At 71.8% G+C, this 17,238-nt stretch carries 15 protein-coding genes and 1 tRNA gene; 5 read left to right on the top strand and 11 right to left on the bottom strand.

Features of this window, described 5'->3' with window-relative positions; genetic code table 11:
• Positions 1 to 7: 7 nt before the first annotated feature.
• Positions 8 to 96, bottom strand: a tRNA-Ser gene (locus ACSIH6_RS28875).
• 146 nt (positions 97 to 242) lie between these two features.
• On the bottom strand, positions 243 to 770 hold the full coding sequence (locus tag ACSIH6_RS28870; protein ID WP_435111482.1) for a SigE family RNA polymerase sigma factor: 528 nt from the start codon (positions 768 to 770) through the stop codon (positions 243 to 245).
• A 526-nt stretch (positions 771 to 1,296) separates the two neighbouring features.
• Here ACSIH6_RS28870 and ACSIH6_RS28865 point away from each other — a divergent pair.
• Together ACSIH6_RS28865 and ACSIH6_RS28860 are read left to right on the top strand one after the other, a co-directional pair.
• Complete coding sequence (locus ACSIH6_RS28865) at positions 1,297 to 2,268, top strand: hypothetical protein (RefSeq protein WP_435111481.1); 972 nt, start codon at positions 1,297 to 1,299, stop codon at positions 2,266 to 2,268.
• Positions 2,269 to 2,271: 3 nt separating this feature from the next.
• Entirely contained in the window at positions 2,272 to 3,420 is a 1,149-nt protein-coding gene (locus tag ACSIH6_RS28860) for a MauE/DoxX family redox-associated membrane protein (protein ID WP_435111480.1), read from the top strand.
• Between the two features lie 106 nt (positions 3,421 to 3,526).
• Here ACSIH6_RS28860 and ACSIH6_RS28855 read toward each other — a convergent pair whose 3' ends face one another.
• Positions 3,527 to 4,210 (bottom strand): hypothetical protein, encoded by a 684-nt coding sequence (locus ACSIH6_RS28855; protein ID WP_435111485.1) that lies wholly within the window; start codon positions 4,208 to 4,210, stop codon positions 3,527 to 3,529.
• 210 nt (positions 4,211 to 4,420) lie between these two features.
• Between ACSIH6_RS28855 and hisC the strand changes: the two genes are divergently transcribed.
• Both hisC and ACSIH6_RS28845 read left to right on the top strand, forming a co-directional pair.
• The gene (gene hisC, locus ACSIH6_RS28850) at positions 4,421 to 5,503 is read left to right on the top strand and encodes a histidinol-phosphate transaminase (protein WP_435111479.1); all 1,083 of its coding nucleotides are present in this window, start codon (positions 4,421 to 4,423) and stop codon (positions 5,501 to 5,503) included.
• A 54-nt stretch (positions 5,504 to 5,557) separates the two neighbouring features.
• Complete coding sequence (locus ACSIH6_RS28845; RefSeq protein ID WP_435111478.1) at positions 5,558 to 6,547, top strand: NsdA family TPR-like regulatory protein; 990 nt, start codon at positions 5,558 to 5,560, stop codon at positions 6,545 to 6,547.
• A gap of 111 nt (positions 6,548 to 6,658) precedes the next feature.
• Here the strand turns inward: ACSIH6_RS28845 and ACSIH6_RS28840 are convergent, their stop codons facing one another.
• From ACSIH6_RS28840 to ACSIH6_RS28810, 7 genes are all read right to left on the bottom strand, one after another.
• Complete coding sequence (locus ACSIH6_RS28840) at positions 6,659 to 7,252, bottom strand: hypothetical protein (RefSeq protein WP_435111477.1); 594 nt, start codon at positions 7,250 to 7,252, stop codon at positions 6,659 to 6,661.
• Positions 7,253 to 7,850: 598 nt separating this feature from the next.
• Positions 7,851 to 9,116, bottom strand: a complete 1,266-nt coding sequence (locus ACSIH6_RS28835) for a transcriptional regulator (RefSeq protein ID WP_274975373.1) — start codon at positions 9,114 to 9,116, stop codon at positions 7,851 to 7,853.
• Between the two features lie 251 nt (positions 9,117 to 9,367).
• Positions 9,368 to 10,663 carry a UDP-N-acetylglucosamine 1-carboxyvinyltransferase gene (gene murA, locus ACSIH6_RS28830; protein WP_061081827.1) on the bottom strand — a complete coding sequence of 432 codons (1,296 nt, stop codon included), beginning with the start codon at positions 10,661 to 10,663 and terminating at the stop codon, positions 9,368 to 9,370.
• A gap of 375 nt (positions 10,664 to 11,038) precedes the next feature.
• Positions 11,039 to 11,944, bottom strand: coding sequence for a phosphoribosylaminoimidazolesuccinocarboxamide synthase (locus ACSIH6_RS28825; protein ID WP_435111476.1), 906 nt, complete (start codon positions 11,942 to 11,944; stop codon positions 11,039 to 11,041).
• A 175-nt stretch (positions 11,945 to 12,119) separates the two neighbouring features.
• Positions 12,120 to 13,370 (bottom strand): phosphoribosylamine--glycine ligase, encoded by a 1,251-nt coding sequence (gene purD / locus ACSIH6_RS28820; RefSeq protein WP_435111475.1) that lies wholly within the window; start codon positions 13,368 to 13,370, stop codon positions 12,120 to 12,122.
• Between the two features lie 40 nt (positions 13,371 to 13,410).
• On the bottom strand, positions 13,411 to 14,694 hold the full coding sequence (locus ACSIH6_RS28815) for an adenylosuccinate synthase (RefSeq protein WP_435111474.1): 1,284 nt from the start codon (positions 14,692 to 14,694) through the stop codon (positions 13,411 to 13,413).
• Between the two features lie 248 nt (positions 14,695 to 14,942).
• Entirely contained in the window at positions 14,943 to 15,359 is a 417-nt protein-coding gene (locus tag ACSIH6_RS28810; RefSeq protein ID WP_150251056.1) for a DUF3151 domain-containing protein, read from the bottom strand.
• A gap of 243 nt (positions 15,360 to 15,602) precedes the next feature.
• Here ACSIH6_RS28810 and ACSIH6_RS28805 point away from each other — a divergent pair, with 243 nt between their 5' ends.
• Positions 15,603 to 15,776, top strand: coding sequence for a hypothetical protein (locus ACSIH6_RS28805; protein WP_435111473.1), 174 nt, complete (start codon positions 15,603 to 15,605; stop codon positions 15,774 to 15,776).
• A 100-nt stretch (positions 15,777 to 15,876) separates the two neighbouring features.
• Here the strand turns inward: ACSIH6_RS28805 and fbaA are convergent, their stop codons facing one another.
• Positions 15,877 to 16,899 (bottom strand): class II fructose-bisphosphate aldolase, encoded by a 1,023-nt coding sequence (gene fbaA / locus ACSIH6_RS28800; protein ID WP_150251057.1) that lies wholly within the window; start codon positions 16,897 to 16,899, stop codon positions 15,877 to 15,879.
• Between the last annotated feature and the right edge of the window lie 339 nt (positions 16,900 to 17,238).

Below are 17,238 nucleotides of genomic sequence, written 5' to 3'. Positions count from 1 at the left end.
TGACCTGCGGAGGATCGGGGATTTGAACCCCGGAAGGGGTTGCCCCCTAACCGCATTAGCAGTGCGGCGCCATAGACCTGACTAGGCGAATCCTCCTGGCTGGGACCAGCCTACAGACACCACGGACGGTTGCGCAAAACGAATGCCCGTCCGAGCTCCGCGGCCTGTGGAGCCGGTGATCGGGAAGGTACCGCCCGCTCATGCGGTTGGGGACCTGTCCAAGGTCCGGGCGGGGCCCGGGGTCATCCGACGGTGCGCTCGATGATGAGGTCGGCGTCCAGGCGCAGCTTGTCCACGGCGCGGGACAGCGTGCTCTTCACCGTGCCGAGCGTCACTCCCATCCGTTCGGCGATCTGCGCCTCGGTGAGGTCGTCGTAGTAGCGCAGCACCACCGTGGTCCGCTGCCGGTCGGGCAGGCGGTCGATGGCGCGCTCCACCACGTCGGCCAGGTCGCTGCGCCAGGTGGGGTCGTCCACGCGCTGCTCGGGGATCTCGTCGGTCGGGTAGACGTCCAGCCGGTTGCGCCGCCACTCGGAGATCTGCGTGTTCACCATGGCCCTGCGCACGTATCCGTCGCGCGCCTTCGGGTTGGCGATCCGGTCCCAGGCGAGGAAGGTCTTGACCAGGGCCGCCTGGAGCAGGTCCTCGGCGTCGGCGTGGCTGCTCGTCAGTGACCGGGCCATCCGGAGCAGGGCCGGTCCGCGCTCGGCCACGTAGTGGCTGAACTCGTCGTACCGGGGAGTCCGGGTCGTCCCTGTCACGCCGACCACCGACCTTCACGGGCGCTGCGTGGGCTTTCGTCGTGTTTCTCCCTTCTAACTCTCACACAGCCAACGCAAACATCCAGGCACGTGTGTCCCATGCGCCGTCAAACGGCCCACCGGAAAACCGCAGGGGTCCGGCCTCCTCCCGTGCCTGGTCGCCGAACCCGGCGAGTCGCGGCGCCGGCGGCCGGGAAGCCCGTGGTGCGGGCCGGTGTCGCCCGCCGGGCTCCGTGGCGGAGACCGGTTCCGTCGGTCGGGGGAACCGGAGGCGACCGAACGGGAACCCCTGTGTTTTGGGGGGTCTTGTGGGTGTTTGTGAATCTTTCTAGATTTATGGGTTCTATGCGTAGCTTTGTAACGACAGGCTGTGGTGGGGCGATCCCGAGTCGCCCGATGGGCGAAGCCCGGTGTGCGCGGGACCCTTCTGGTTCCATGGGGTGCCCCACACGTCGCTTGGGACCGTGGCACCGGGAACATGTCTGCACAACGGGGACGAAGCGACGAGTCGTGCTGGTGAGGGGGCTCAGTCGAGATGTCAGTGACCACCGAGATCGGACGGGACCGCGGAAGGTTCACAGCCGCGGTGCTCGGCGCCGCGAGCGCACCCGAACCCACGCCGATCGGGCACCGCGTCGCGCGCGGCGTGGTCGTCAGCGCCAACGCGCGCATCCTCTGCCTGGCCGTGCCGGGCGGCGAGGAGCACTTCATGTACGACCGCTCCACCGTGTTCTGGCGGGGCGGGGAGGTCGGCCCGGGCGAACTCCGCAGCGGTGACGACGCCGTGGTGCTGCGCGTACCCGGCGGCCACCCCATCGCCGCACGCGTGTGGGCCCAGACCGCCCGCGCCACCGGCGTCATCGTCAGCCGTGACGGCGACACCCTGGAGATCGACCCCGGTCACGGGCGTCCGCGCCAGACCGTCGTCCTTCCCTACCGCACCTCGGGCCGGATCTCCGTCCGCCACCCGCGGCTGGAACCCGGCTACGTCTTCGACGCCGTCGGCGTCTGGTGGGAGGGGGCCGTGCGGGCCGTGCGCCCCGCCACGACCCAGCCGCCCTACCCGCTCGGAGCCACACCGCACCGGCCGCCCACGCGTCGGCGCGCCACCACGCTGAGCGGCGTCGCCACCTGGTACGACCCGGCGTGGGGCCGCTCCTCCCACGTGGACCCGCGCGCCCACGTCGACGGGATCGCCTACCCGGCGCTCGACCCCGTCGGCCACGACGGGCCCTGCGACCGGCGCACCTCCTGCGTTCCGCTGCCGCTGCTGTCCACCGGGGCGACCCTGAGCCTGCGCAACGACCGCACACACGAGGCCGCGGCGCTTCCCGTGGTCGACTGCGCCGCGGCCGACAGTTGGCTGTGCGACCTGTGCTCCTCCTGCGGCGGCCAGAGCGCGGGACGGCTGGCCTCCCTGACCATGACCGGCTTCGTCGCCCTCGGCGGGCGGCTGGAGGACGGCTGCTTCAACGCGACCGTCACCGTCCACGACGGGGAGGGATGACCGATGCTCCCGGAGATCGTCGAGGCGGCCCGCGAGGTGCAGCTACCGCTCCTGGCGGTGCTGCTCCTGGTCGGAGCCGTCGCCAAGACCACCAGGCGGGCGGCCGCCACGGGCCTGGCCGTCCTCGTGCCGGAGCGGCTGCGCCGCGCGTCCACGGTCGGCACCGGCCTGCTGGAGGCCGCGCTGGCGCTCGGCCTGCTCGGGCTGACCGGCCTGTTGGGCGAGGCGGTGCGGGCGCTGACCGCGGTCGTGTTCGCCGTCTCCGTCGTGGCCCTGGTGGTGATCCGCAGGCGCGACCCCGAGGCGGGCTGCGGCTGCTTCGGCGGGCTGAGCCAGGCACCGATCGGCTGGCGGACGCTGGCCCGCGCCGGACTGCTGTCGGCCGCCGCCCTGGCCACGCTCGGCCTGGAACCCGCGGGCTGGGAGGTGGTCGCCTCGCCGACCCCGCTGCACGCCGGGGTCCTGGGCGCCGAACTGCTGCTCCTGGCCCTGCTCAGCCCCGAACTGCGCACCGCGGCCGCGCGCACCCTGCACGAGGAGCCCTGCGCGCTGCGCGAGGTCCCGCTGCGCCGCACCGTGCGGACCCTGCACCGCAGCGACGTGTGGCGCGTCAACGAACCGGTGATGCTCGGGTCCGAGCCCGAGGACGTGTGGCGCCAGGGCTGCTGGAGGTTCCTGCGCTACGACGGCGTACGGCAGGGCCGCCGCGTCGACGTGGTGTACGCGGTCAGGACCGGGGGCAGGCGCGGCACCGCCGTGCGCGCGGCCCTGGTCGACCGTGGGAGCGGAGCGGTGGTCGCCTCCTTCGGCGCGGTCACCCGTATCGAGCTGACCGGTCCGCCGCGCAGGCTCCTCCACCCGGGGGAGGCGGCCAGGCGGGACGCGTGGCGGCACGACGAGGCCAGGGCCGAGCTGAGCCTTCGGACCGCCCGGGAACGCTCCGCCGTGTGGGACCCCGTCGAGAGCGGACCGGACGAGAGCCTCCAGGACGGACGCGTTCCAGGACAGCGTGGCCCGGGACAGCGTGGCCCGGCCGGGCGTGAGGCGGTCGGCCAGAACGCGGCAGGCCGGGACACGGCGGAGCAGGACGCCATGGAGCAGGACACGAACAGACCGGACCGGGACGGGCGCGAACCGACCCCGGCCGGATGAGGACATCGGGACGGGCTCCGGCTTCCGGGGCCCGTTTCCGGTGCCACCGCGCACCCGGGTCGGGCCTGGCCCCGGACCTGACCCCGGACCCGGGGCCGGTTCGGGGTCAGCGGTCGGCCTCCTGCCCGAGCATCTGCCGCTGCCTCTCCACCGCGGCCTCGCTGAACTCCACGAGCATCGTCTCGTAGTCCTCCAGTTCGCCGTCTCCGAGGACGGACGTGCTGCCGACGAGGTCGCCGTTGCGGTACATGAGGCTGACCATGCGGTTCCTGTCGTCCCCGGACTCCACCTCGACGGCGAAGGCCCGCGACTCGTCCCCGATCCGCGGCACGTCCTCCAGGTCTCTCACGCTGTACTCGGAGGAGGTGCCGTCCTCGTGGGTGGCGGTGTACTCGTCGCAGCTCTGCGGCGGCGTGGTGGACAGCGCCTCCGCGGCCGTGGCCTCGTCCAGCCGCACCAGCATGTGCGTGACCGCGCCCTCGGGCCACTCGTAGGCCGCCACGGAGGCGGGGGAGTTCCGCACCCCGTCCAGACCGGCCCACTGGTTGGCGGCGTCCAGGCACTCGGGCTTGTCGAGTTCGGTGGCGGTCCGCACCTGCTCGCTGTAGCGCACTGTGGCAAGCTCGGAGTAGGTGCCGCGCTCGCTGCTCTCGGCCGCGAACGTGGCGTCGCGGACGTGCAGGGGCTGCGCCTCGTGCAGTGCCTCCGCGGCCTCGGCGCCGGGGTCGGCGGGCTGTTCGGCGGCGCCGCCACCGCACGCGCTCAGCAGGACCGCGACGGGCACGGCCACAGGAAGGGCCAATGACCGGATGAATCCTCGCCTCTCTCGCGGCCGGGGGAGCTGACCAGCGTCGATCCGTGCCGAGTTCGTGGGGCAGGGACGCAAGTGCATGGTGATATCTCCTCTTTTGTGCGATATTTCCGCTGGGAGCGGTGACCGATCCGGACGCGATGTCGCTGAGCGTGTCGCGGGGTTAGCACAAAGTATTGAGGAAGGACCATGGTGTCGGAGTCGAAATCGCCATATCTGCGGTCGGTGCTGGAGAGCATCCCGCCCTACAAGCCGGGCAGGAAGGTCGTCGGTCCCGACGGGCGTTCGGTCAAGCTGTCCTCCAACGAGAGTCCCTACGGGCCGCTCCCGTCGGTGCGTGAGGCCATCTCCCGGGCCGCGGCCGAGCTCAACCGCTACCCGGACCCGGGCGCCGCCGAGCTCACCTCCGCGCTCGCCCGGCACCTCGACGTCCCCGAGGAGCACCTCGCCCTGGGCGCCGGTTCGGTGGGCCTGCTCCAGCAGCTGCTCGAAGCCGTCGGCGAGCCCGGCGCCGAGGTCGTCTACGCCTGGCGCTCCTTCGAGGCCTACCCGCTGCTCGCCGAACTGGCGGGGGTCACCTCGGTGCGGGTCCCGCTCAGGGACGAGACGCACGACCTCGACGCGATCGCCGACGCGGTCACCGAGAACACCCGCATGGTGCTCGTGTGCAACCCCAACAACCCCACCGGCACCACCGTGCGCGAGGAGGAGCTGGTCGCCTTCCTGGACCGGGTCCCCGAGAGCGTTCTGGTGGTCCTGGACGAGGCCTACCGCGAGTACGTGCGCGACCCGCGGGTGCCCGACGGCGTCTCCCTGTACCGCGACCGGCCCAACGTCGCCGTGCTGCGCACCTTCTCCAAGGCCTACGGGCTCGCCGCCGTGCGCCTGGGCTTCCTTGTGGGGCACCCCCCGGTGACCGCCGCGGTCCGCAAGACCCTCGTTCCGTTCGCGGTGAACCACCTCGCCCAGGCCGCCGGTATCGCCTCCCTGGCCGCGGAGGAGGAGCTGCTGGAGCGCGTGGCGGCCACCGTCGAGGAACGCGGCCGGGTGCGCGACGCGCTCGTCGCCTCCGGGTGGACGGTCCCGCCGACCGAGGCCAACTTCGTGTGGCTGCGGGTGGACGAGGACACGCTCGACTTCGCCGAGGCGTGCGCCCGGGAGGGCGTCTCCGTACGCCCGTTCGCCGGAGAGGGTGCCCGGGTGAGCCTGGGCACCCCCGAGGAGAACGACGCGTTCCTGTCCGTGGCCACCTCCTACGGCAAGCGCCGTTAGCCGAGCCGCGCCGGTTCCCCGCGCTGCCGACAGGGCGGTGCGGGGAACCGGCTGATGACTCCTGTGGGTTCTGAGGCGGTCGTGCTCTCAGGGGCGGTGGAACTCCGGGCGTCGCCGGAACAGGCAGCTGAGGCGATCCGCTCGGTCAGCGCACGCGTCATCGCCCTGGACACCCGGTACGGCGCCCGCGACACCGTGGACGCCGCGGTGCGCGCCGCCGCCCGGGCCCGCGAGGCGGTCCGCACGCGTTTTCCGGACTCGGCGGACGTGCTCGCCGCGACCGCCGAGCTCCACCAGGTCACCGGCTGGGTGGCCTTCGACGCCGAGCGCCAGCGCCTGTCCCGGCGGATGACCCTGGCGGCACTGGACGCCGCGCACGGGGCGGGCGACCGCTCCATGGAGTACTTCGCACTCAGCCAGCTGGCGATGCAGGACGTCCACCTGTGGCGGCCGAACGGGGCCCGGCGGGTGTGCGAGGCGGCGCTGGCGGCGGAAACGTCGGGGAGCGTGCGGACCCTGTTCACCCTGAGGCTGGCGCGTGCCGCGGCCCAGGAAGGCGAGCGGGCCCGGGCCCGGAGGCTGATCGGGGAGACCCTCAGCCGGTACCTGGAGGGACCGCGCCGGGGCGATCCGGCGTGGACGTGGTGGCTGACCGAGGCGGAGATCGCCTGGCACCGGGCCAGGGTCAGCGCCGACGTCGGGGAGTGGGGCGCGGCCGCCGAGTCCTTCGCCCGGGCGGTGGAGCTGGTTCGGGTGGACGGACGGGCCGCGGGGGCGGAGGACGCGGGCGGCCGGTTCCTGTTCCACACCGTGGTGAGCCTGCTGTGGGCGCTGGCCCGCGCCCGGTCCTGGGAGGAGGCGGAGGCCGTCCTGGTGCGCGAAGTGCTGCCCCGCCTGGGGAACGTGGCGTCGGTGCGCTGTGAGCGGCTGCTCGCCGAGGCCGTCCGGTGGCTCGACACGGCGCGGGGCCGCCCCTCGCTGCGGGACACCGCGCGGTGGTGCGCGGAGGGGGCCGGCGTGGGCGTTGCGCCAACCCCGGCGTAGGCCCTCATGGACCTCGCCGCAGCATGGCCGAAGGTTGTCCACAGGCTGTGGACGAAGCCACGCGTCTGCCCGGCCGTGGGCTCCGGGCGACAGGCGGCGGAGCCCGGGGGTTCACCAGCCGGTGGCGCCCACGACCCGGGCGGCGACCTCCTCGACGGTGCGGCCGTCCGTCGCCACGCGCACGGTTCCCGCGGGCGCCTCGGCGTCCAGGTGCACGGCCGCCCTCAGGCTGCGTTCGACGTGGGGGAGCAGCTGCGAGCCGGTCTCGCGCACCGCCAGGCGTGCGCGCACGGTGGCCTCGCTCGCGGTGAGCAGGATCCTCGTGACCCCGATGTCCCCGCCGCCCATGGCGCGGCGGAGCATGTCCTCCTCCAGGACGCTGACGGTGTTCGTGTAGATCAGACGGTGGTGGCCGAGCGCCGCGTAGTTGGCCCAGACCGCCGCGACGTTGCGTTCGGTGATCCTGCCCCGGTGGGGGTCGCCGGGCGGGGCCGGGTGCACCTGGTCCATGTAGTCGCCCTCTAGGACGCAGTGCGCGAGTTCGCGCCGCTGGAGGATGACGGAGACCTCCCATCCGACCGTGGTCTTGCCGGTCCCCGAGCCGCCGCCGATGAGGAGGAGGCGTTTGCGCCTGCTTCCGGTATCGCCGCTGCCGTTGCCGCCCAGGCTGTCCGGAGCGCTGCCGTTGCCGTCGTGGTCGCTCATGCGCGCAAGCCTGTCAGGCGGGAGGCCGCGGGTCACCGGAATTATCCACAGCCTGTGGACGGTGGCTGGCGGAGGCGGGCGGGGCGGGGCTAGCCTCGATTCGGGGGTGCCGCGGCCCGCCGTGGCCGCCGTGCGGCGCCCCCGTGTTCCAGGATCCCAGCGCGCCCGTCCCGTGGACAACCGGCCTCCACAGCCTGTGGACAACCGCGAACCGCCTCCCGACCGAACTCCGCCCCGCACCCGCCGCCCCGCACCCGCCGCCCCGCACCCGCCGCCCCGTGCGTGCGCACGAGCCGGAGCCGTCCGGGCGGATGCAGGGGCTGTACTTTCCGTCGCCGCGCGCACGCTCACGAGCCGTTCATGGCGTCCGTCCGGGCGATGCCCCCCGCGCCCGTCGTCCCGCGCACGCTCACGAGCCGTTCATGGCGTCCGTCCGGGCGATGCCCCCCGCGCCCGTCGTCCCGCGCACGCTCACGCGGCGCTCACACGGCCCCACAGCCGCGCACGCGGACGGGGGCGCTCCCTGGGTCGGGAGCGCCCCCGTCCGACGCGTTCGCGCGTCTCACAGGCGCTCGTGCGGCTCGGCACCGGCCGTCGGCTACTTACCCGCGGCGTCCTTGTCGAGCTTCTCCACGATCAGCCGGTACAGCTGGCGGGGACGGCCCGGCTGGAGGGTCCGGTTGGGCGGCAGCGGCCACGCCAACCCTTCCTCCACCAGGGTCCGCAGCAGCCGACGCGCGGTCCGGGAGGTGACACCGAGCATCCGCCCGGCGTTCTCCGCGTCGACGACCAGCGGTCCGTCCTCCTCGGCGATCTTCTCCGAGAGCCGGATCAGCGTCTCGCGTCCCTTGGTCCGCAGCGGTTCGGAGGACTGTCGTGCGGGCGCGCGCTGGGCGGGCACCAGGGAACGGCCCTCGCGGTCCACCGCGAAGCTCTGCCGCGACGCCTGGGCGCGGTTCAGCGCGGCCCGGGCGTGGGCCTCGGCGTCCTGCGTGGTCCGCCCCATGCCGATCCCGACCTCGATCGCGATCCCCAGCTCCGCCTTGATCCGCTCCACGAACGGCGGCTGCCGGAACCCCTCGGTCGCGGTCACGAGCGAGCCCCGGGTCGCCGTCACCATGAACGAATGGTCGTCCAACCGGTGCGCCGTGGCGTTGATCCGGTGGGCCTCCTGAAGCAGCAGCCGGTGCAGGGACAGCCGCAGCTCCTCCCGCCAGTACCGGGGGGTCGAACGCCGCGTCGAGTCCCGCAGGGTGGGCACGTCCACCACCACGACGCCCAGCTGGGCCTCCTCCAGGCGGTGGTGCGCCCCCAGCAAACCCGCGGTCTGTAGGGCGCTGCGCACACCCGCGTTGGTGGGCCGCAGCCGGACCACCGGCACACCGATGGCCTCCAGGCGCTCGGCGACCCCGCGCACACAGGTGATGGCCATCCTGGTGGCCTTGCGGCGCCACAGACCCTCGTGGAAGGACGTGAGCTGCGCGGTGTTGGTGAGCTCCTCGTGCACGTGGATCCCGTCCACGGGCAGGTCGACCTCGGAGTAGGCCTCCACCACGTCGGCGCGGCTGAGCACGTCCAGACTGGCTCTGGTCGGGTCGTAGCGCTCGTCCAGGGTCGCTCGGAGCAGGGCCTCGTGCAGGCTCGCCCCGCCGAGAGGCACGAAGGTGGCGGGCATCGTCAGCACACCGGCCTTGCGCGCGAACTCGTAGGGGACAGGGCTGGCGAAAAGGTACGCGTCGATCGCCGAACCCAGCCTGACGACCTTGTCCGTCGCCTCTTGCTCATCTCGGTACGCGGCGGCGATGAGTCTGGCGTTGAGGGGTCCCGTGGACCCCGGACCCATGAGCATGACCCGTTCGACCACCTCATGGGGTCCTATGACGCCGATCGTCAAATCGCCAGTACGCTGGGCACTCACCTCGGGTTGCTCCCCGCTACCATTCCACGCTCTTCACTATGTGCGCCCACTGGTTTCCCGACCCGATCTCTGTCACGGCATGATTGCCGAGATCGTACCCATTGTGCGGGGCCAAAGAAGATCGTTTTCCATATCAACGCCGAAAGCCCGGGTGGGAGGCGGGCTCCCACCCCGGCTTGAACTGCGCTTTCGGCCCCCTACGAGACGACGACGCGCTCCACGTCACCGCCTAGCGCAGCGAGCCGGGTCGCGAACTGAGCGTGACCGCGGTCCACCAGATAGCCGGGCGCCACGATTGTCTCACCTTCGGCGACCAGTCCGGCGAGGACCAGGGCCGCGCCGGTGCGCAGGTCGTGGGCGATGACCTCGGTTCCGCGCAGGTTGGTGGTGCCGTGCACGATCGCACGGGTGCCCTCGACCTCGATCTTGGCGCCCATCTTGGTGAGCTCGTCGGCCAGGGCGAACCGGCCGTCGTAGATGGCCTCGTGGATGTAGCTCTCGCCCTCGGCCAGGGTGGCCAGGGCCATCAGCGGGGACTGGAGGTCGGTGGCGAAGCCCGGGAACGGCGAGGTCACGGCGTTGATCGGCCGCAGCGGCACCGACGGGTCCCGGTGGACGTGCAGGACGGCGCCCTCCTGGGAGAAGCCCACGCCCATCTGCTCCAGCTTCCAGCGGGCCACACCCAGGTGGTCCAGCTGGGCGCCCACGAGGCTGACGTCACCGCCGGTGGCGGCGACGGTCATCGCGAACACGCCCGCGTCGATGCGGTCGGACATGATGGTGTGCTCGACCGCGGTGAGTTCCTTGACACCCTCGACGGTGATGAGGCCCGTGCCGCCGCCGCTGATCTTCGCGCCCATGGCGCTCAGGAAGTCGATGACGTCGATGACCTCGGGCTCCAGCGCCGCGTGCTCGATCACGGTGGTGCCAGGAGCCAGGACCGCGGCCATGAGCAGGTTCTCGGTGCCCGTGTGGGACGGGGTGTCCAGGTACAGGCGGCCGCCGCGGAGGTTGCTGGCCTCGACGTTGATGTGGTTGCGCTCGGGGTCCTCGGTGACCTCGGCGCCCAGGCGCGCGAATCCCCGGTAGTGGAAGTCCAGGTTGCGGCTGCCCAGGTTGCATCCGCCGACGCCCTCGATACGGGCGCGGCCGGTGCGGTGCATCAGCGCCGGGACGAAGAGCACGGAGCCGCGGAAACGGGCCGCGATCTCGGCGGGCAGGACGGCCCGCTCGGGGTCGTTGAGGTTGGACGCGTCGATGACGACAGTGCGCTCGGCCTCGTGGAACTCGACCTTGGCACCCACGTGCTCGGCGAGCTCCAGAGCTCGGTAGACGTCCTCAATGACCGGAACATTCCGCAGCACCGTACGACCCCTGGCCGCGAGGAGGGCGGCCCCGATCATCGGCAGGACGGCGTTCTTCGCGCCTTGGATGAACGCCGTTCCACTGAGGGGGCGTCCGCCGCGGACGCGGTAACGAACCTCCTGGCCCATGCTCATGTGCTCCTTTGTGAGGCAGATGTGGAAAAAAGGTCACCCTCGTCGGGCTTCGCCTGTGTGCGTATGAGACGCGGGTTTCCCCTGGAACGTTGCGACATCATGCGTGTGACCTGCGCGGCCAGTGAACCGGTGTTCGCGAGAACTCTATAGCACCCGCCCGCATGTACCGGTCCAGGACGTGGTATACCCGCAGATCGGGGGATGGAGTCCCGCCAAACGGCCAAAGAGGTATTCGGCCAACGGGAAAGACCAGGGATGCCGTGCGTATGGCTGTCCGCCCGTTCCGATGACCCGCACAACGTGACCACCATACGTGCTCCCGGGCACGAAACGGCGGTCGCGTGCGTCGAATCACCCCCGCGTGGTGCCTCACAGGACGGGCTTCGTCCCGGTCAGGCGCTCGTAGATCTCCACGTAACGGTCAAGAGTGCGCTGTACCACGTCTTCGGGCAGTTCCGGCGGCGGCGTCTCCGAGGCGCGGTCCCAACCGGACTCCGGCGAGCGCAGCCAGTCCCGCAGGACCTGCTTGTCGAAGGAGGTCTGCGGCCCGCCCGGCGCCCACGTGTCGGCGGGCCAGTAGCGGGAGGAGTCCGGGGTGAACACCTCGTCGGCCAGCACCAGGTTCCCCGACGCGTCGCGCCCGTACTCGAACTTGGTGTCGGCGAGGATGATGCCGCGCTCCCGCGCGAGCTCCCGGCCGCGTCCGTACACGCGCAGGGTGAGGTCGCGCAGTTCGGCCGCCAGCCCGGCCCCGTGCGCGGCGGCGACGGCCTCGAAGGAGACGTTCTCGTCGTGGTCGCCCACCTCGGCCTTGGTCGCCGGGGTGAAGACCGGCTCGGGCAGTTCGGAGCCGTCGACCAGCCCGTCGGGGAGCGCGATCCCGCACACGGTGCCGTCCACCCGGTACTCCTCCAGGCCGGAACCGGTCAGGTAGCCGCGAGCCACGCACTCCACCGGCACCATCTCCAGCCTGCGGCACACCAGGGTCCTCCCCGCCCAGTCGGCGGGGGCTCCCTTCGGCAGCTCCTCGGACACGACGTGGTTGGGCACCAGGCCGCCCAGCCTCTCGAACCACCACAGGGACAGCTGGGTGAGCAGCCGTCCCTTGCCGGGGATCTCGGTGGGCAGCACCCAGTCGTAGGCCGACACGCGGTCGCTGGCGACCATCACCAGCGACCCGTCGGCCGCGGAGTACAGATCGCGCACCTTGCCGGTGTGCAGGTGGGTGAGCCCCTCCACCCGGACGGGCTCGGGCCTGACGACGAAACCGCTCATGGCTTTCCCTCTCCTACGCACCGGCCGCCGAGCGGCGTCGGGCGGGTTGTCCACAGGTTCGGGAAGGGGCTGTGGAACGTGCCCCGGTCCGTGATGGACTTGGAAAGGGGGCCTCGAACCCCCTCCCCATTGGGATGCCCTGGGCACGCCCGCCCTCAGGCATGCCCGCACCCCGCTACAGCTCGGCCGCGGCGCGCTCGGCGATGTCGGTGCGGTGGAACGAGCCGCGCAGCTCGATGCGCGACACGGCCTCGTAGGCCCGCTCGCGCGCCTGGCGCAGGTCGATCCCGGTACCGACGACGTTGAGCACCCGGCCGCCGCTGGACCTGACGCCGTTCGTGCCCTCCCAGTCGGTGCCCGCGTGCAGCACGTACGCGCCCTCCAGGGCGTTCGCCTGGTCCAGGCCGCCGATGACGTCGCCCTTGGCCGGGTCGCCCGGGTAGTTCTCGGCGGCGACCACCACGGTGACCGCGGCGCCCGACTTCCACTGGAGGGAGCCGATGCTCCCCAGGCCGCCGGTGTCGGTGGCCTGGAGGACGGCACCGATCGGGGTGGCCAGCCGGTCCAGGACCACCTGGGTCTCCGGGTCGCCGAACCGGGCGTTGAACTCCACCACGCGAGGTCCCCGCGAGGTGAGCGCCAGCCCCACGTACAGCAGGCCCTGGTAGCGCTTGCCGCGCCGGTTCATCTCCACCAGGGTCGGCCGCACGACCGACTCCATCACCTCGTCCACCAGGCCCGCCGGGGCCCACGGCAGCGGCGCGTACGCGCCCATGCCGCCCGTATTGGGGCCCTGGTCGCCGTCGTAGGCGCGCTTGAAGTCCTGCGCGGGCAGCAGCGGCAGCGCGTGCAGCCCGTCGCTCAGCACGAAGAGGGACACCTCGGGGCCGTCGAGGAACTCCTCGATGACCACGCGACCGCACTCCCGGGCGTGCCGCTCGGCGAGGGCACGGTCCTCGGTCACCACGACTCCCTTGCCCGCGGCCAGGCCGTCGTTCTTGACCACGTACGGCGTGCCGAACTCGTCGAGCGCCTCGGACACCTGGCTGGCGGTCCTGCACACCCGTGCCTTGGCGGTGGGCACCCCGGCGGCCTCCATGACCTCCTTGGCGAAGGCCTTGGAGCCCTCCAGGCGTGCGGCCTCCTGGTCGGGGCCGAACACCGGGATGCCCCGGTCGCGCAGGGCGTCCGCGACACCGGAGACCAGCGGGGCCTCCGGACCGATGACGACCAGCTCGGCGCGGATACGCGCGGCCAGCTCGGTGACGGCCAGGCCGTCGGTCACGTTGAGGACGTGGTTCTCGGCCAGCTCCGAGATGCCGGGGTTGCCCGGGGCGCTGTGGATGCTGGTGACACCCGGGTCCAGGGACAGGGCGCGGACCAGAGCGTGCTCGCGGCCTCCGCCGCCGAGAACGAGGGCTTTCACTACTGGGGGCCTCTTCGTGTTGAAGGCGGACAGACGGGGGTCAGACCAGGGAACGCAGTTGGAGCGTCTCGTCGCGGCCGGGCCCGACACCGATGGCGGAGATCGGGGCCCCCGCCATCTCCTCAAGGGTACGCACGTAGACATGCGCGTTCTTGGGGAGTTCGTCGAACGCCCGGGCGCCGGTGATGTCCTCGGACCAGCCGTCGAGGTACTCGTAGACGGGCTTCGCGTGGTGGAAGTCGGTCTGGGTCATCGGGATCTCGTCGTGGCGGACGCCGTCGACCTCGTAGGCCACGCACACGGGGATGCGCTCCAGGCCGGTGAGCACGTCGAGCTTGGTGAGGAAGAAGTCGGTGACGCCGTTGATCCGCGTGGCGTAGCGCGCGATGGGCGCGTCGAACCAGCCGCAGCGGCGGTTGCGGCCGGTGGTGACGCCGTACTCGCCGCCCTGGGTGCGCAGCCACTCGCCCTGCTCGTCGAGCAGCTCGGTGGGGAAGGGGCCCGAGCCCACGCGGGTGGTGTAGGCCTTGAGGATGCCCACGACCTTGGTGATGCGGGTGGGACCGATGCCGGACCCGGCCGCCGCGCCGCCCGAGGTGGGGGAGGAGGAGGTCACGAACGGGTAGGTGCCGTGGTCGATGTCCAGCAGGGTGCCCTGCGAGCCCTCCAGGTACACCGTCTTGCCCTCGTCGAGCGCCTTGTTGAGGATCAGGGAGGTGTCGGCGACGTAGGGGCGCAGCTGCTCGGCGTAGCCCAGGTACTCCTCGATGATCGGCTCGGCCTCCAGGCCGCGCCGGTTGTACACCTTGGTGAGCAGCTGGTTCTTGTCGTGCAGGGCCAGTTCGATCTTCTTGCGCAGGATCTTGGGGTCGAACATGTCCTGGACGCGCACGCCCTGGCGGGAGACCTTGTCGGAGTAGGTCGGGCCGATGCCGCGCCCGGTGGTGCCGATCTTGCCCTTGCCGAGGAAGCGCTCGCTGACCTTGTCCAGTGCCCGGTGGTAGGGCATGATCAGGTGCGCGTTCGCCGAGATGAGCAGGCGGGACGTGTTCACGCCGCGCTCCTGGAGGCCGTGCAGCTCCTCCAGCAGGACGCCCGGGTCGATGACGACGCCGTTGGCGATGACGGGTACCACGTTCGGGGACAGGATGCCCGAGGGCAGCAGGTGCAGGGCGTACTTCTGGTCGCCGATGACCACGGTGTGCCCGGCGTTGTTCCCACCCTGGTAGCGCACCACGTAGTCCACGCGGTCGCCGACAAGGTCGGTCGCCTTGCCCTTACCCTCGTCGCCCCACTGGGCACCCACGAGCGTGATCGCCGGCATTGGTCTCTACCTCTTCGCTCGACACCTGACCCGGGGCTTTCCGGCCCCGAACACGGAAAACCCCTGGCGCAAGGCTGCGACAGGGGCCGTTGCGTATTGAGGGTACACGACCAGGGCATCCGGGTTAAGTGGGGCACTGGGGCACGTGCGCCACACGGGTCCCGCCAGCCCCAAGGGCTCCGAGGCGTGGACGGGCCGTCCGGATTCCGCACAGGCTCCGGACGGCCGTCGACCGGCGCGCGGGCGTGTCAGCCGTTGAGCGCCTTGTCGGCCTCGGCGCTGGACTCGCGCAGGAAGGTGGCGCAGCGCTCGGCCTCGTCGTTGTCGCCGATCTCCGCCGAAGCCCTGCCCAGGGCGTGCAGCGCGCGCAGGAAGCCCTGGTTGGGCTCGTGCTCCCAGGGGATCGGACCGTGGCCCTTCCACCCCGAGCGGCGCAGCTGGTCCAGGCCGCGGTGGTAGCCGGTCCGGGCGTAGGCGTAGGCGGCCACCGGCTGGCCGTCGGCCAGGGCCAGCTCGGCCAGCCGCGCCCACGCGGCCGAGTACTCCGGGAAGCGCCCGGCGACCGGGGTGGGGTCGTCGGCGGAGGCGAGGGCCTCGCGGGCCTCGGGGTTGTCGGCCAGGCGCGTCTCGGGCGGCTCGTTGAGCAGGTTCTGGTGCAGGTTCATAGCCCCCATCCTGCCACCGGGCGGCCTGGTCTGCCGGAGGGTTCCGCGTCACTCCGCCCTCCCCCTGCGCTCCCCTCGCCCCGCTCGCTCCGCCCGCTCAGCCTTCTCGCGCTTTTTCCGTGCCCGGCGCACGTTCTGCCCTGTGGGCCCCCTCGCGCCCCGCGTCCTCGGACCGGCCTCTCCCCGCCCGCTCGGGCGTTCGCCCTTCGCTCCGCCTCCTCCGCGCGCCGCTGGACGCGTCGCGTGCAACCCCGCGTCACCGCGTGCACCCCCAGGGCCGCCGTCGCGGGCCAGGCTCTGGTCGCGGACCTCGCCCGGGGCGGCCTCCGCCAGCCCGTAGGCCTCGAACACCGGCTCGGTCAGGTCGCCGAGCAGGAGCCGGCCCCCGCGCACCGGGAGCAGCGTCACCACCAGTGACAGGAACGTGGTCTTGCCCGCCCCTTGGGAAAGCGCGGTGCCCGGCGGCCGAGGCCGCCGGGCACCGTTCACGGACCACCGAACCGGTGGCGGGCCGCGACTACTTCATCCTGTTGCCGGCGGACTTCAGGTGCTGGGCGGCCTCCACCACGCGGGCGGCCATGCCGGCCTCGGCCGCCTTGCCGTAGGCGCGCGGGTCGTAGGCCTTCTTGCTGCCGATCTCACCGTCGATCTTCAGCACGCCGTCGTAGTTCTTCATGATGTGGTCGACCACGGGGCGGGTGTAGGCGTACTGCGTGTCGGTGTCGACGTTCATCTTCACCACGCCGTACTCGATGGCCTCGTGGATCTCCTCCATGGTGGAGCCCGAGCCGCCGTGGAAGACGAAGTCGAACGCCTTGGCCCGGCCGTACTTCTCGGCGATGGCGTCCTGGGCGTTCTTGAGCACCTCCGGGCGCAGCTTGACGAAGCCCGGCTTGTAGGAGCCGTGCACGTTGCCGAAGGTCAGGGCCGTCATGTAGTAGCCCTTCTCGCCCAGACCCAGCACCTCGGCGGTGCGCAGGGCGTCGTTCGGCGTGGTGTAGAGCTTCTCGTTGATCTCGCCGACGATGCCGTCCTCCTCACCGCCGACGACGCCCACCTCGATCTCCAGGATCGTCCGGGCGGCCTTGGAGGCGGCCAGCAGCTCCTCGGCGATCTGGAGGTTCTCCTCCAGCTCGACCGCCGAGCCGTCCCACATGTGCGACTGGAACAGCGGCTCCTGGCCCCTGGCCACGCGCTCCTTGGAGATCTCCAGCAGCGGGCGGACGAAGCCGTCGAGCTTGTTCTTGGGGCAGTGGTCGGTGTGGAGGGCGATGTTCACCGAGTACTTCTCGGCCACGACGCGGGCGAACTCGGCGAAGGCCACCGAGCCGGTGATCATGTCCTTGACCGTGGCGCCGGACAGGAACTCCGCGCCACCGGTGGAAATCTGGACGATGCCGTCGCTTTCGGCCTCGGCGAAGCCGCGCAGGGCGGCGTGCAGGGTCTGGCTGGAGGACACGTTGATGGCCGGGTAGGCGAAGCCCTCGGACTTCGCGCGGCTCAGCATCTCGGTGTAGACCTCGGGGCTGGCGATGGGCATGCTTGACTCTCCCTGGATTCGGCCTGGAGCGAGCGGCCGCCGGTATCACGCCGACGGCACCCCACGTGCGTTGCCCCGGTGGAGCCGGACGTCGGGGGGCGGCGGCCCTCGGGCCGTGCGTCCGGGTGTGTCCACCAGGTGTCACCCAAGTATCCCGAATACCCGGAGCCCTTGAAAAGGTCTAGACCAAATTGCCCGGGGTTGTCGGTGTAGGCGCAGATGACGGGGCCGGGGGACGGGTCCCGCGCGTCCGGGACGACGGAGAGTGACCCATTCCTCCCCGTTGTGACGGGATTGTGGGAGGCGGGGAGCTTCCAGGCGACTGCTGTCGCTTTTTGC

Origin of the sequence: Nocardiopsis synnemataformans, assembly GCF_965343085.1 — a bacterium.
Taxonomy (GTDB): Bacteria; Actinomycetota; Actinomycetes; order Streptosporangiales; family Streptosporangiaceae; genus Nocardiopsis; species Nocardiopsis alborubida.
This window is presented reverse-complemented; position numbering and strand designations above follow the sequence as displayed.